This window comes from Paracoccus marinaquae (assembly GCF_018860165.1).
Lineage (GTDB): Bacteria > Pseudomonadota > Alphaproteobacteria > Rhodobacterales > Rhodobacteraceae > Paracoccus > Paracoccus marinaquae.
This window is the reverse complement of sequence record NZ_JAHKNG010000009.1, coordinates 104,707-116,451: the sequence shown is the minus strand read 5'-3', so window position 1 is coordinate 116,451 and position 11,745 is coordinate 104,707. Positions and strand designations below refer to the sequence as shown.

The window sequence follows — 11,745 nt, the reverse complement described above, 5'->3', positions numbered from 1 at the left end:
AGCAGGTCCTCCGGGCGCTCAACGCCTTTCAGCAACTCGTCCAGAATTTCCTTGGAGATCGTCATACATGCTTCCTTTCGGTGAAGCATGGACCCGATCAATCATACACAAAAGATCGGACACTCCCGCGCGGCCTTCAACAGACGTAGGATCCAGTCGTCCAGCTGGCTCCGCTCGACCGTGCCGAACCGCGTCAAATCCCGCATCGCGCGCTGCGCCAACCGCCATCGCTGTTCCGCCAAGACTGCCCGGTGCTCTCGCAGCAGCGCCTCGAAGGCCTCGGTCGGCGATTCAATCCCTTCCAGCAACAGACCTTCAGGAAACATCACCGGACCGTCCCCGCGTACATCCTCCGCCCCTGCAAGCTGCAGAAAATCGATGTCGGGCCGGCGATCCGCAAGCCGTAAGCCATCCTCGTCGATCTCCAGCCAGCCCTGCAACGGCCCCGACTGTTTTTTCAGCCGCCCCATGAACTGGCGCAGACTGGCACGCCCCTGCGGCCCATTCGGCCACAGCAACCCCGCCAGCATGTCGCGCGAGGCGAACAGGTCCGGCCGGGTCACAAGGACGAACACGATCTGAGCCTGCCGTGGCGGTAGCATTATCAGCTTACTGTTTCGCATCAGGCGGGGCTCACCGATCAGGCAGAGGCAGGCGGAATCTTCATTCTCAGGAAGCATTCGCAATCTTCCATGCACGGGGGCCGGGCGCTTCCATTATTTCGGCCCACTTTCCTCTTGTCTACTCCTAAACCGGATCATGTCACACCCAGATCACGGCCATCCGCCGAGGCTTTGCCGGATCCGCTGGCATAGTGAAGACCGACCGCGGCAGCCTGCAGCTAGGAGGCATGCATTGCGACACAACGATCACAACGACAAGTCCCATTGTCTCATCGCGCCTTTGCTCCCCTCGCTCGGTGCGGCACCCTTAGGACTGCGGGCCCGGCTAGAAGATCTGTCGGACGATGTCGCCTGCCTCGGTCGGCTGGATATCCCGCCACTCCTACGGTTTCATCGGGTGATGGAATGCATCCACGTTATTGCCGCCACGATCCTTCAGGCAGAGCAGGCCGGCCTGCGGCAACAAGAGATCGCGACCGCCCTTGGCACCGCGCGTACCACGCTCGGGCTATCCGGACTTTTGTCCCGCATGCAGAAATGGTCGCTTGGCGATCCTGGTGACGTCGAAACGATCGAAGCCCTGATCGCCGCGCCCGAGGACTCTTCATTCCAGGATGTCGCCAGCTGCGCCACCCATGTCTTCCGCGCTTCCCCGCTGGCGCAGCAATTCCGAAATCGACTTGCCTTTCAGACCCGCTGCATCCTGCGCTTTGCCGACCACGGACAGCGCATCCTCTCCCTCAGTGCGGGCGGTGCACTTGACGTGGTGGATGCAGTCGCCTTAGGCAGTATCCGGTCAAGTATTACCTTCAACGACCCGGCATCAGACGCACTGATGCTCATCGAAAATCGCCTCGGGACATTCGGAATTATCCACGAACTGGTGCGCAGCGACGCCCTGACCTACGCCGAAACGCTTCCGAGCAACCGCTTCGACCTCATCACCACGGGCCGCTTGCTCGACACCACTGACAGCCGTCGATCCCAAGAACTAATCCGGCAACTCTGGTCTGCTCTAGTCCCGGGCGGCCTACTTATATTTTCCAGCATCGCCCGTCCCAATCCATACAGAGTCATTCTGAGTATTCTTGGCGACTGGCAACTCATCGAACGCGATACCATGGACGTCCGCAGGCTCATTGCAAAGACCGCGCCGCCGGCAACAAAACCAGTCGTCGTGGCTGATACCTCTGGGCTAGCCCACCTCGTCGAACTCCGGAAACCCCGCCATCAGGGATAACTTGCTTTGCCCTCTTTGCTGACGCCCGACTTTCTAAAATGCTGCGCAGCAGGCCGAACGGCCGGTCTGGTGAATGCCGCAACGCAGCGCGGCGCATTTTCGAACGGCAGCAGAGGGCCGATTCTGTTGAAAAACTCGGGCCAGCCCGAAATCAGCTACCAGGTGGGCGATCTGAAGCGGCAGGAAAACAACATATGGTAGCTTGAATGGGTTTCCGCAGAGTTTTTCAACGAAATCGGCCGAATGCTGTCAGCGATGCGCCAGATAGTCCGCCGAAACATAGCCCGAGACGCCGGGCCTGTCAGTGAGGAACACCCTGCACCAGACCTTACCGTTGTTCGTCACGCAGCTCTGGCGGGTGAGGCGCGTTCCGTCTGGCAGGCCGATGATGATCTTGTGTTCGAGGCCCGGACCTTCGCGGAGTTTCAGAAGATCATCTGGCCCGGCACCTTTGACCACCGCACCAGAACCAACCGCGCATCCGGTAGCGAGCGTAAGCGCGAAAAGGGCGGCAAAGTGAGTTCGCATGATCTATCCTTATTCGTTCAGGCATCAATAGGCCACCATCGCGCCGAGCAACAGCGGACGTTCTGCATCATCCACGATGTCAGACCTATCCTAACGAAAACGACGTTTCCACGACGGACCGAGCTAAAAATCGTGTCCCGCGCGACATGCAGCTGTGTTGCATTAGCCATATTGACGCGCAATCGGTAAGCTTATGCCCTAAATCGGCACTCTTATGCTCCAATGACAGATGTGGTAAAGATGGTGGAGCCGAGGGGAATCGAACCCCTGGCCTCATCATTGCGAACGATGCGCTCTACCAACTGAGCTACGGCCCCACAGGCGCGCTATCTGGACCGGACACGAGAAGATGTCAAGCGGCTTACCGAAGGGAAGCCGGCGGCCGGACGACCGCGAGTCGGGTCCGGAAAAACGGACCCGGTCCGGCCACGGGATCGCAGTTCAGAGGATGTCTCGACGAGGTCAGCCGACCGTTAGGCCAAGGAGCCAATTCTGGGCCGCGGTCAGATCGGACTCGGCCAGTTCATGGCCCGCCTTGACGGTCCGCGCGTCCAGATCGACGCCGCTGGCCAGCAGCCAATCGTTCAGGGCGGGCGCGTAGCGACCGTAGGGATCGGCCGCGCCGCGCAGCCCGAGGATCCGGGTTCCGGCCAGGTCGACCTGCGGCAGGTCCTCAAGCACCGCCATGGCCCGGATCAGGATCGCGCGGCGGATCAGCCCCGGATAGAGTGCCATGACCGCCGCGGCGAAATTCGCGCCGTTGGAATAGCCCAGCACGGTGATCCGGTCAGGGTCCAGCCCGTAGGCCGCCACCGCACCGGTCAGGAAGGCCTCGAAGGCCGCCGCCTCGGCGCGGATGTCGTCCTGATCGAAGCTGGTCGCGGTGATGCGGCGAAAGAACCGCGCCACGCCCTCTTCGGTCGAGCGCCCGCGCAGGCCCAGCAGCGTCGCGCGCGGCGCGATGCGATGCGCCAACGGCATCAGGTCGGCCTCGTTCCCGCCGGTACCATGCAGCAGCAGCAGGACCGAGCCGTCGGGATCCTCGGGGCGGTGCAGGCGGTGGATGAAGGGCAGCTGTCTCATCACGGTCCTTTCCTCGCCCGGCCGCGCGAATTGCGGCAGCGACACGCGCAGATCGGCGGCGCGGTCGGCAAAATGCGGCGGGATCATCAGCGTCTCGCCCAGGTGATCCGGAGTCTCGTCGATGCCCATGCCCGGCCCGTCGGTGGCCAGTTCGATCAGCGTGCCGGCCGGTTCGCGCACATAGAGCGAGGTGAAATATTTCCGGTCATGGACTGTCACGTCACTGGAATTGCGGCTTGCCAACGCGGCGCGATGGGCCTCGATCGCGGCGCTGTCGGGTATCCGCAACGCGACATGATCGATGGTGCCGCTGCCCGGAATGCCGGACACGAAGCCCGTGGCATCGCGGATGTCCAGCACGTCGCTGTCCGAGACCAGCCGCGTCACGCCACCTTCGGCCGGCCCGGCATCGAAACCGAACCGGCCAAGGAAGGCGGCGGTCTGTTCGGGCGCCTCGGACCAGATGGTCACGCCATGCAGCCGCGCCGGCGCGGCGGGCCAACCGCTATCGGGCAGATCAAGGCCGACCAGCTTGACGATGATGCCATCCGGGTCTTTCAGCCGCAGGACGGGCGCGCCGAATTCGCGCGACGGCCCCTCGACCGGCAGGCGGTGCTGCATGGCGCGGGTCAGCCAGTCGCCGATCCGGCCACGGGGGATGGCCAGCGCGATCTCGGCCACCTGAGCGTGGCCGACGCGACCGGGCGCGCCGTCCTGCCAGACCAGAAAGGTGACCAGTGTGCCAGGATCGCCCGCGGCATTGCCGTAGAACAGATGCAACTGTTCGGCATCCTCGAAGCCGCCGGTCTGCTTGACCAGCCTGAGGCCGATGAAGCCCATCCAGAAATCGACATTGGCCTGCACGTCGCGGGTGATCGCCGTCACATGATGAATGCCGCTGGTCATGGCACATTCCTTCCCTGATCTGCCGCCAAGATGCCCCTGCCCGGCCCGTTACGCCAGCGAAGGCCCGCCCAACCCGGCATTCGCGTTTCCCGAACGGCACGGCCCTTGGCGCGCCCGTCGAATAAGGCCATGCTCGGCCCAGACACAGGAGGACTGCCATGAGCTGGAACCCCGCCCTTGCGCCAGGCTGCCCCGACGAGATCGGCGCCGACGCCATCGAGACCCTGATCATCCCCCGCGCCCGCGACCTGGGCGATTTCGAGGTCCGCCGCGCCCTGCCCGCGCCGAAACGGCAGATGGTCGGCCCGTTCATCTTCTTCGATCAGGCCGGCCCGGCCGAGTTCCTGACCGGACAGGGCGTCGATGTGCGCCCGCATCCGCATATCGGGCTGGGCACCGTCACCTATCTCTATCGCGGCGATTTCCACCACCGCGACAGCATCGGCAGCGACCAGATCATCACCCCGGGGGCGCTGAACTGGATGGTGGCGGGCAAGGGCGTGAGCCATTCCGAACGCACCAGCACCACCGCCCGCACGGGGCCGCACAGCCTGTTCGGTATCCAGACCTGGATCGCCCTGCCCGAGGATCGCGAGGAGATGGACCCGATCTTCGAACATCACGGCCAGGATGCCCTGCCCGAGATCCGCGACGAGGGCATCGAGGCGCGGCTGATCCTCGGCCGCGCCTATGGCGAGACCGCGCCGGCGACGCTTTACACCGACACCTTCTATCTGGACGTGACGCTGAACCCCCGCGCCCGTTTTCCCCTGCCCTCGGATCACGAGGATCGCGGCCTCTACATCACCGAAGGATCGGTCCGCATCGCCGGGCAGGAATTCGAGGCGGGGCAGATGATGGTCTTCCGCCCCGGCGACGAGATCACCGTGCAGGCGGGCGATCGCGGCGCGCGGCTGATGGCGCTTGGCGGCGCGACCATGAACGGGCCGCGCCATATCTGGTGGAACTTCGTCGCCTCCTCGCGCGAGCGGATCGAAGAGGCAAAACGGCAATGGCGGGCCGAGCAATGGGGTCAGGGCCTGTTCGATTTGCCGACGGGCGACCGCAACGAACATATCCCGCTGCCGTGACAGGGAGGCAACGATGAGCAGCAAATCCCCGCAGGATGTCCGCGATTTCTGGTTTTCCGATGCCATGCGCCCCTACTGGTTCGAGAAATCCGACCAGATCGACAACCAGATCATCCGCTTCTTCGGCGAAACCTACGAGGCCGCCCATGCCGGCCGGCTGACGCACTGGCTGAACAGCGCCGAGGACGCGCTGGCGCTGTGCATCCTGCTGGACCAGTGCCCGCGCAACATGTTCCGCGGCTCGGGGCGCAGCTTCGAAAGCAACGATCTGGCGCTGAGGGTGGCCCGGCAGGCGCTGGACCGCGGCTATGACAAGCAGGTCGATGCGACCGCGCGGCAGTTCTTCTACCTGCCCTTCATGCACAGCGAGGATCCCGAGGATCAGGACCGCTCGGTCAGGCTCTACGAGGCGCTTGGCAACCCGCATTCGCTGCATTTTGCCCGCGAACACCGCGACATTGTCGCCCGCTTCGGCCGCTTTCCGCATCGCAATGCGGCTCTGGGTCGCGAAAGCAGCCCCGAAGAGGCCGCGTTTCTCGAAACCCATTCCGGCTTCTGAGGCCCCTGCCCCGCCCGTGGCCACGCTGCCTTCGGCGGGACAGGCTCAGCGGCGCTGGATGGACATGGTCGCCGATTCATAGGCACAGCGCGAGACGGTGGAGTCGGGTGCCGGCTCGCCCGTTTCCATCGGCGGGATACCACAATCGCCGGGCTCATCGAGCCGGGCCCCGATCTCGCTGCTGGTGAGCGAGCGTGAGCGCACGAAGAGCCGCGTCGGGAACCGCTCGGCCAGACCCGGTTCGGCCTCGGGGATGCCATCCACCAGGATCTGCCGGTCCGGTTGCCCCTCTTGTCGCAGGATCTGCGTCGCCTTGCCGCCGGTCAGGTAATAGACCGGGAAATAGGACGTGCCCCAGTTCGAACTGGCGTCATGGATCACGACCGTATCCTCGGGCGATCCGATGGCCTCGGCCACCCATTCGCCGGGGCCGTGGGTATAGGCGACCGCATTGCGCAGCAGCGTCCAGTCTGCCACCAGATTGGCGCCGATCAGCAGCGCCGCGAAGGCGACCGCTATCGGGCGCATCCCCGGCAGCGTCAGGGGTATGGAAAGGGCGAGGACGACCAGCGGAATGATCCAGCTGTTGTATTGCGGGGCAAGGACATCGAAGCTGCCGACGGTCAGCTTGAGCAGGCCCAGCATGACGAAGGCCAGAACCGCCGGCAACAGCAGGAACAGACCCACACGCGCGGGATCATCCGACCGGCTTCTGAACCCCGCCGCCAGCGACAGGACCAGCAGACCGGCCACGCCAAGCAGAGCGGTGCCCGCAAGCAGCGGGTGCGAGAGATGGACCCCGTGCAGTTGTAGCCGGAAGGCCAGTCGGGCGAGGTCGCGGATCAGATCGGCCAGACCGGGTCCGGCGGCATCCGCCGAACCCTCGCCCACCTGCATCGCGGCAAGGACGAAGGGCGCAAGCCCAAGGCACAGCAGCGCCGTGACCACGCCCCCGACCAGCACCGGCAGGATCGCCTCGCCCTGCAGCCAACGCGCGATCAGCAGCGACAGCCACAGCAATGCGGCCATCACCACGCCGAAGAAATGCGTATAGGCGGCCAGCAGCGAGAACAGCGCCAGCGCCACCAGCCATCCCGTGCCGGGCCGCGTCAGCGCACCGACATAGGCCCAGACCGCCCAGGCGCCAAAGGCCAGAAAAAGCGGATAGGCCCGGATTTCACCCGCCAGAACCAGCGTTCCGGGCGCCAGATAGATCGCGGCCAGGGCGAAGGGCACGGCCAGCGCCCCGCCCCGCGCACCGCCCAGCATGCGCCCTGCAAGATAGATCGCCGGCGCCCCGGCGGCCAGCATGGTGATGCCGAACAGGCGCATCGAGCTTTCGCCAAGACCGAAGAGGCCGGCCCAGAGCGAGCCCAGCCAATAGGACAGCGGAGGCATCCGGTCGGGCGGAACGCCGGGGATCGGGTTGTCCCGCCCCAGAAGCCAGGACAGTTGCTGGCCCGGGGGCAGCGCCAGCCCCGAAAGCTGGGTGGTTTCGTCGATCCAGATCGACTGGACGCGCGCAAAGGCAATCGCGGCGGCGACGAAGAGAGCGAGGATCCCGGCCGAGGTCAGGCCCCGGGTCATTTATGGATATACCGCTTGCGGAAGACGACGTAGCGGTTGCCGAGAAAGTTGAACAGCATGCCGGCCGAGATCCCGAGCAGCGAAGCGATATAGATGGAGGATCTGGTTTCAGGCAGGACGTTCTCGATCAGATAGACCGAGAGGGCATAGTTCACGATCATGCCGATCGCCGATGCCCCGACAAAGCCCGCGAACTGCCCCAGCGGATTGCGATCACGCGCATAGCTGAAGGTAAATCGCCGGTTCAGCAGGAAGTTGCTGACGACGCTGACGATGATACCACCGGCAATTGCCAGTTTGGGCGTGGCCCCCAGGGCCAGAAGCAGGGTCAGCATCGCCATGTTGACCACCACGCCGGACATGCCGACGACCAGGAACTGCAGCAGATACATCGCGTTAGCGAAACGGAACAGATAGAGCCGCCGCAGGTGCTTGATGTATTTCAACTGCTCGCGCAGGGTCAGCTTGCTTTCGCCGTGGATCCGGTCGGTAAAGTGGATCGGCACCTCGCCGACGTTCTCGAAGCCACATTTCACGATCAGTTCCAAGGCAATCTTGTAGCCGACCGGATTGAGTTCCTGCGCCCGGTCGAAATCCTTGCGCCGCAGCGCGAAGAAGCCCGACATGGGGTCCTTCACTGAGGTCAGGGGACGTGCCAGCAGGGTCGCCACGCGGCTGTTCAGCCAGCGGAAGAAACCCCAGTCGTCATCCGTCGACCCGCCCGGCACATAGCGCGATCCGATCACGAATTGCTGGCCGGATGACAACGCATAGACCATTTGCGGGATCTTCTCGGGCGGGTGGCTGAGATCGCAGTCCATGCAGACCAGCACCGGGTTGCGGGCATTGCGAAAGCCATCGATCACCGCAGGGCTGAGGCCGCGATCCTCGGTCCGCTCGACAATGCGCACCCAGTCGTGACCGCTTGCCTCCACCGCCTCGATGCTGCCGTCGCGGCTCATGTCGTCCATGAAGATCAATTCGGCGTCCAGCCCGTCACGCTCTCGCAACTGCCGGACCCGCTCGATCACCAGCGGGATGTTTTCGCGTTCCTTGTAGGTGGGAACCACGATCGAGATCGGCGATATGACCTGAATCCGCGCGAGATCGCCGTCCACAGCGTCTCGGCCAGAATCGGAAACGGAACGCATCTCAGACGACATCGGCAACCATCCACAGGCAAAATCGGCTTAAATCAACACCAGCACATAGCCACGGCGGGATTACAGTTTCAAGCTGACAGTTCAACTTTTCCGATCCTGCCATCGAAAAACCTCTGCTTACCCCCTGACGGCGGGATCGGGCTTCAGACTTCCTCGATACGCAACTCGACCGGGGCGCTGACCAGAACGCCGGTCCGCGGCAGCGCCTCGATGGCATAGTCGATGGCGTCCGGCGTGGTCTTGTGGGTCACCACCAGGACCGGCACGCTGCTGTCGCTGTGATGCCCGTATTGGCGCATCCGGTCGATCGAGATGCCGGCATCCCCCAGCACCGTCGCCACCTTGGCCAGCGCACCCGGCTTGTCCTGCAGTTCCAGACGCATGTAATAGGCCGCCGGCACCGCCGTCCGGGCGGGCTGGGCCAGGGTCAGCTGCGCCGCGGGCTGACCGAAGACCGGCAGCCGCACCTCGCGGGCGATTTCTACGATATCCGACATGACCGCACTGGCGGTCGGACCTTCGCCGGCCCCTGCCCCGCGCAGCACGATCTGGCCGACGCTGTCGCCCTCGACCACCACCATGTTGGTGCCGCCGCTCAGCTGCCCCAGCGGGCTGTCCGCCGGTACAAGACAGGGCGACATGCGCTGCTCAAGCCCGCGCGCGGTCATCTGGGCGACGCCCAGAAGCTTGATGCGATAGCCAAGATCGGCGGCCCGGCGGATGTCGTCGATGCTGACCCGCTCGATCCCCTCGATCTCGACCGCGCCGAAATCGACCCGGGTGCCGAAGGCGATCGCGGACAGGATGGCCAGCTTGTGCCCAGCATCGATGCCGCCGACATCAAGGGTCGGATCGGCCTCGAGATAGCCCAGCTGACGCGCCTCCTCGAACACCGCCTCATAGGGCAGGCCGGCGCTTTCCATCCGGGTCAGGATATAGTTGCAGGTGCCGTTCATGACGCCCATCACCCGGGTCACGTCATTGCCGGCAAGCGATTCCGTCATCGTCTTGATGACCGGGATGCCACCGGCCACCGCCGCCTCGAAGCGGATCACCCGGCCGAGGCTTTCGGCCAGTTCGGCCAACGCCTGTCCGTGCATCGCCAGCAGCGCCTTGTTGGCCGTGACCACGTCCTTGCCCGCGCGCAGCGCCGCCTCGATGCTGTCCCTGGCGATGCCGTCATCGCCGCCGATCAGTTCGACATAGACATCCACGTCATCGGCCGTCGCCACCGCCATCGGATCGGCCTCCCAGCGATAGGAGGACAGGTCGGCATCGCGGTTCTTCATCCGGTCGCGCGCGCTGATGGCGGTAATGGCCAGGTCGCGCCCCGAACGCCGCGCCAGCAGGTCGACATGCTTCTGGACGATCTTGACGACACCGATCCCGACGGTGCCGAGCCCGGCAATGCCGAGGCGGAGAGGAGACGACATGAAAGCCTCTTGTATTCCGGTTACGCGGGGTGTTAGCGCGCCGCACCAAAGGTTGCAACGCGCAAAGACGCGCGGCCCCGGCCGGGGTCAGATCCAGCGGCGGGTCCGCAACCTGTAGGCGGCGAATTCTTTCGGGAAGTCACGCGCAAGCAGCCGCTCTTCGCGCGCAATGAAGCGGGTGCCGATCACGGCGACGAAGCCGGGGACCAGCAGCAGCGCCGCGAAGGGCGCCCGGAAGATCAGGCAGAGCCCGGCGAGGATCAGGGCATCGCCCAGATAGATCGGGTTGCGGGACAGGGCAAAGACGCCGCTGGTGACCAGGTTGCGCGGCTGGCCGAACGGGTCCAGCGTGGTGCGGTGGCGCCGCATGGTCAGCGCCGCGACACCCATCAGCACCAGCCCTGCCGCGACCACGGCCCAGCCGGCGGGCAGTTGCCAGGCCGGCCCATGCGGCAGCACCTGCCCGGTCAGCCAGCCCAGCCCGGCAAAGCCCGCCAGCCAGATCGGCGGGTAATCCGCCGTCACGCGCATCGGCTATTCCTCTGTCTCATGCCCGGCCCATTCGCCGTCGATTCCCGTTGCGCGCATGATCGACACCACCCGCCGCGCGGCCTTCAGCGTCGTTTCATGGATGGCGCGCACATCCTCGGTATTCATGTCATCAGGGAAACGCTCGCCCCGGGTGTTGATGAAGGTGGGATGCCAGGACCCCGGCTCCTTTCCCGGCCGCCATGACGCATGGCACAGCAGATTGCGCTGCAGCCGGATCGCGTCCAGCGTTTCCGCCAGGGTATGACGGTCCTCGATCCGCGCCTGTTTCATCACCGCCGCGAAGCTGTCGATCAGCGTGCCAAGCGTGTCGTCGGCGATCTCTTCCATGCGCCTCAGCCATCGTTCCAGCGCGGCATCGTCGGCGTCCTCACCCAGGCCCTGCCGGGTCAGCGAAAAGATCGCGCGCTTCAGCGCCTCTTCCAGAAAGCCGAAGCCCGACACGGCATGGCCGATGGCCGAGGCCATCTCGTCGGAAAGTCGGTCTGGCGCGCGCGGCAGGCTCATGCCCGTCGTCATAGCGCGGATCAGCCCGACTGTCTGCCCCCTCGCCCGGCGCGATCTGGTCCGAACGGCGGAGTTGGCAGGCACCCCGCCGCCGGCTAGGCTGAGGCATGGCCATCAAAGCGGGGAGGACGCTGAATGCCGGTCTATCTGATTGCGGATGTCACGGTCACGGATGATGCCTGGGTGCCGGACTATGCCGCCAGGGTGCATGATATCGCGGCGAAACATGGCGGGCGCTATCTCTCGCGCAGCGGCAATATCGAGACCATCGAGGGAAAACCGCTTGGCAACACCCTGATCGCGCTGATCGAATTTCCCTCGCGCGAGGCAGTTCATGCCTTTGCCGATGACCCCGAATACGCGCCGTTCAGCGCCGCCCGCAAGGCCGGCAGCATCAGCAATTTCCATATCATCGACGACACCGATCTGGCCGGTGGCATCCCCTACCTGCCGAAGGGATAGAATTGCGGCCGGCG

At 64.7% G+C, this 11,745-nt stretch carries 12 protein-coding genes and 1 tRNA gene; 4 read left to right on the top strand and 9 right to left on the bottom strand.

From position 1 onward, the window contains the following. Positions 1–101: 101 nt before the first annotated feature. Entirely contained in the window at positions 102–680 is a 579-nt protein-coding gene (locus KNW02_RS07625; RefSeq protein WP_216032663.1) for an AfsR/SARP family transcriptional regulator, read from the bottom strand. 175 nt (positions 681–855) lie between these two features. Here KNW02_RS07625 and KNW02_RS07620 point away from each other — a divergent pair, with 175 nt between their 5' ends. Continuing rightward, positions 856–1,863: a class I SAM-dependent methyltransferase gene (locus KNW02_RS07620; RefSeq protein ID WP_216032662.1), complete on the top strand. Its 1,008-nt coding sequence runs from the start codon at positions 856–858 to the stop codon at positions 1,861–1,863. A gap of 249 nt (positions 1,864–2,112) precedes the next feature. Here KNW02_RS07620 and KNW02_RS07615 read toward each other — a convergent pair whose 3' ends face one another. From KNW02_RS07615 to KNW02_RS07605, 3 genes are all read right to left on the bottom strand, one after another. Further along, on the bottom strand, positions 2,113–2,391 hold the full coding sequence (locus KNW02_RS07615) for an SH3 domain-containing protein (protein WP_216032661.1): 279 nt from the start codon (positions 2,389–2,391) through the stop codon (positions 2,113–2,115). Between the two features lie 241 nt (positions 2,392–2,632). After that, a tRNA-Ala gene (locus KNW02_RS07610) sits at positions 2,633–2,708 on the bottom strand. A 145-nt stretch (positions 2,709–2,853) separates the two neighbouring features. Continuing rightward, positions 2,854–4,380, bottom strand: coding sequence for a VOC family protein (locus KNW02_RS07605; RefSeq protein WP_216032660.1), 1,527 nt, complete (start codon positions 4,378–4,380; stop codon positions 2,854–2,856). A 158-nt stretch (positions 4,381–4,538) separates the two neighbouring features. On the opposite strand from KNW02_RS07605, the gene KNW02_RS07600 reads away from it, so the two are divergent. Together KNW02_RS07600 and KNW02_RS07595 are read left to right on the top strand one after the other, a co-directional pair. Next, complete coding sequence (locus KNW02_RS07600; protein ID WP_216032659.1) at positions 4,539–5,471, top strand: pirin family protein; 933 nt, start codon at positions 4,539–4,541, stop codon at positions 5,469–5,471. A gap of 13 nt (positions 5,472–5,484) precedes the next feature. Next, positions 5,485–6,030, top strand: a complete 546-nt coding sequence (locus KNW02_RS07595; RefSeq protein ID WP_216032658.1) for a DUF924 family protein — start codon at positions 5,485–5,487, stop codon at positions 6,028–6,030. A 45-nt stretch (positions 6,031–6,075) separates the two neighbouring features. Here KNW02_RS07595 and KNW02_RS07590 read toward each other — a convergent pair whose 3' ends face one another. The 5 genes from KNW02_RS07590 to KNW02_RS07570 all read right to left on the bottom strand — a co-directional run bounded on the left by KNW02_RS07590 (position 6,076) and on the right by KNW02_RS07570 (position 11,269). Continuing rightward, on the bottom strand, positions 6,076–7,617 hold the full coding sequence (locus tag KNW02_RS07590) for a glycosyltransferase family protein (RefSeq protein WP_216032657.1): 1,542 nt from the start codon (positions 7,615–7,617) through the stop codon (positions 6,076–6,078). Next, a complete protein-coding gene (locus tag KNW02_RS07585; RefSeq protein ID WP_216032656.1) occupies positions 7,614–8,735 on the bottom strand; it encodes a glycosyltransferase in 1,122 nt (373 codons plus the stop codon). Before KNW02_RS07585 ends, KNW02_RS07590 begins: the two co-directional genes overlap by 4 nt. A gap of 188 nt (positions 8,736–8,923) precedes the next feature. Further along, the gene (locus tag KNW02_RS07580) at positions 8,924–10,213 is read right to left on the bottom strand and encodes a homoserine dehydrogenase (RefSeq protein WP_216032655.1); all 1,290 of its coding nucleotides are present in this window, start codon (positions 10,211–10,213) and stop codon (positions 8,924–8,926) included. Between the two features lie 87 nt (positions 10,214–10,300). Continuing rightward, positions 10,301–10,744, bottom strand: coding sequence for a methyltransferase family protein (locus KNW02_RS07575; protein WP_216032654.1), 444 nt, complete (start codon positions 10,742–10,744; stop codon positions 10,301–10,303). 3 nt (positions 10,745–10,747) lie between these two features. Beyond that, positions 10,748–11,269, bottom strand: a complete 522-nt coding sequence (locus KNW02_RS07570; protein ID WP_216032653.1) for a hypothetical protein — start codon at positions 11,267–11,269, stop codon at positions 10,748–10,750. Between the two features lie 135 nt (positions 11,270–11,404). On the opposite strand from KNW02_RS07570, the gene KNW02_RS07565 reads away from it, so the two are divergent. Further along, the gene (locus tag KNW02_RS07565; RefSeq protein ID WP_216032652.1) at positions 11,405–11,731 is read left to right on the top strand and encodes a DUF1330 domain-containing protein; all 327 of its coding nucleotides are present in this window, start codon (positions 11,405–11,407) and stop codon (positions 11,729–11,731) included. Positions 11,732–11,745 lie beyond the last annotated feature (14 nt).

What these genes read in the sequence shown, in the direction of transcription:
- KNW02_RS07570 (WP_216032653.1), bottom strand. Translation starts at nt 11,269, where the DNA reads ATGAGCCTGCCGCGCGCGCCAGACCGACTTTCCGACGAGATGGCCTCG.
- KNW02_RS07625 (WP_216032663.1), bottom strand. Translation starts at nt 680, where the DNA reads ATGCTTCCTGAGAATGAAGATTCCGCCTGCCTCTGCCTGATCGGTGAG.
- KNW02_RS07600 (WP_216032659.1), top strand. Translation starts at nt 4,539, where the DNA reads ATGAGCTGGAACCCCGCCCTTGCGCCAGGCTGCCCCGACGAGATCGGC.
- KNW02_RS07580 (WP_216032655.1), bottom strand. Translation starts at nt 10,213, where the DNA reads ATGTCGTCTCCTCTCCGCCTCGGCATTGCCGGGCTCGGCACCGTCGGG.
- KNW02_RS07615 (WP_216032661.1), bottom strand. Translation starts at nt 2,391, where the DNA reads ATGCGAACTCACTTTGCCGCCCTTTTCGCGCTTACGCTCGCTACCGGA.
- KNW02_RS07605 (WP_216032660.1), bottom strand. Translation starts at nt 4,380, where the DNA reads ATGACCAGCGGCATTCATCATGTGACGGCGATCACCCGCGACGTGCAG.
- KNW02_RS07590 (WP_216032657.1), bottom strand. Translation starts at nt 7,617, where the DNA reads ATGACCCGGGGCCTGACCTCGGCCGGGATCCTCGCTCTCTTCGTCGCC.
- KNW02_RS07595 (WP_216032658.1), top strand. Translation starts at nt 5,485, where the DNA reads ATGAGCAGCAAATCCCCGCAGGATGTCCGCGATTTCTGGTTTTCCGAT.
- KNW02_RS07565 (WP_216032652.1), top strand. Translation starts at nt 11,405, where the DNA reads ATGCCGGTCTATCTGATTGCGGATGTCACGGTCACGGATGATGCCTGG.
- KNW02_RS07575 (WP_216032654.1), bottom strand. Translation starts at nt 10,744, where the DNA reads ATGCGCGTGACGGCGGATTACCCGCCGATCTGGCTGGCGGGCTTTGCC.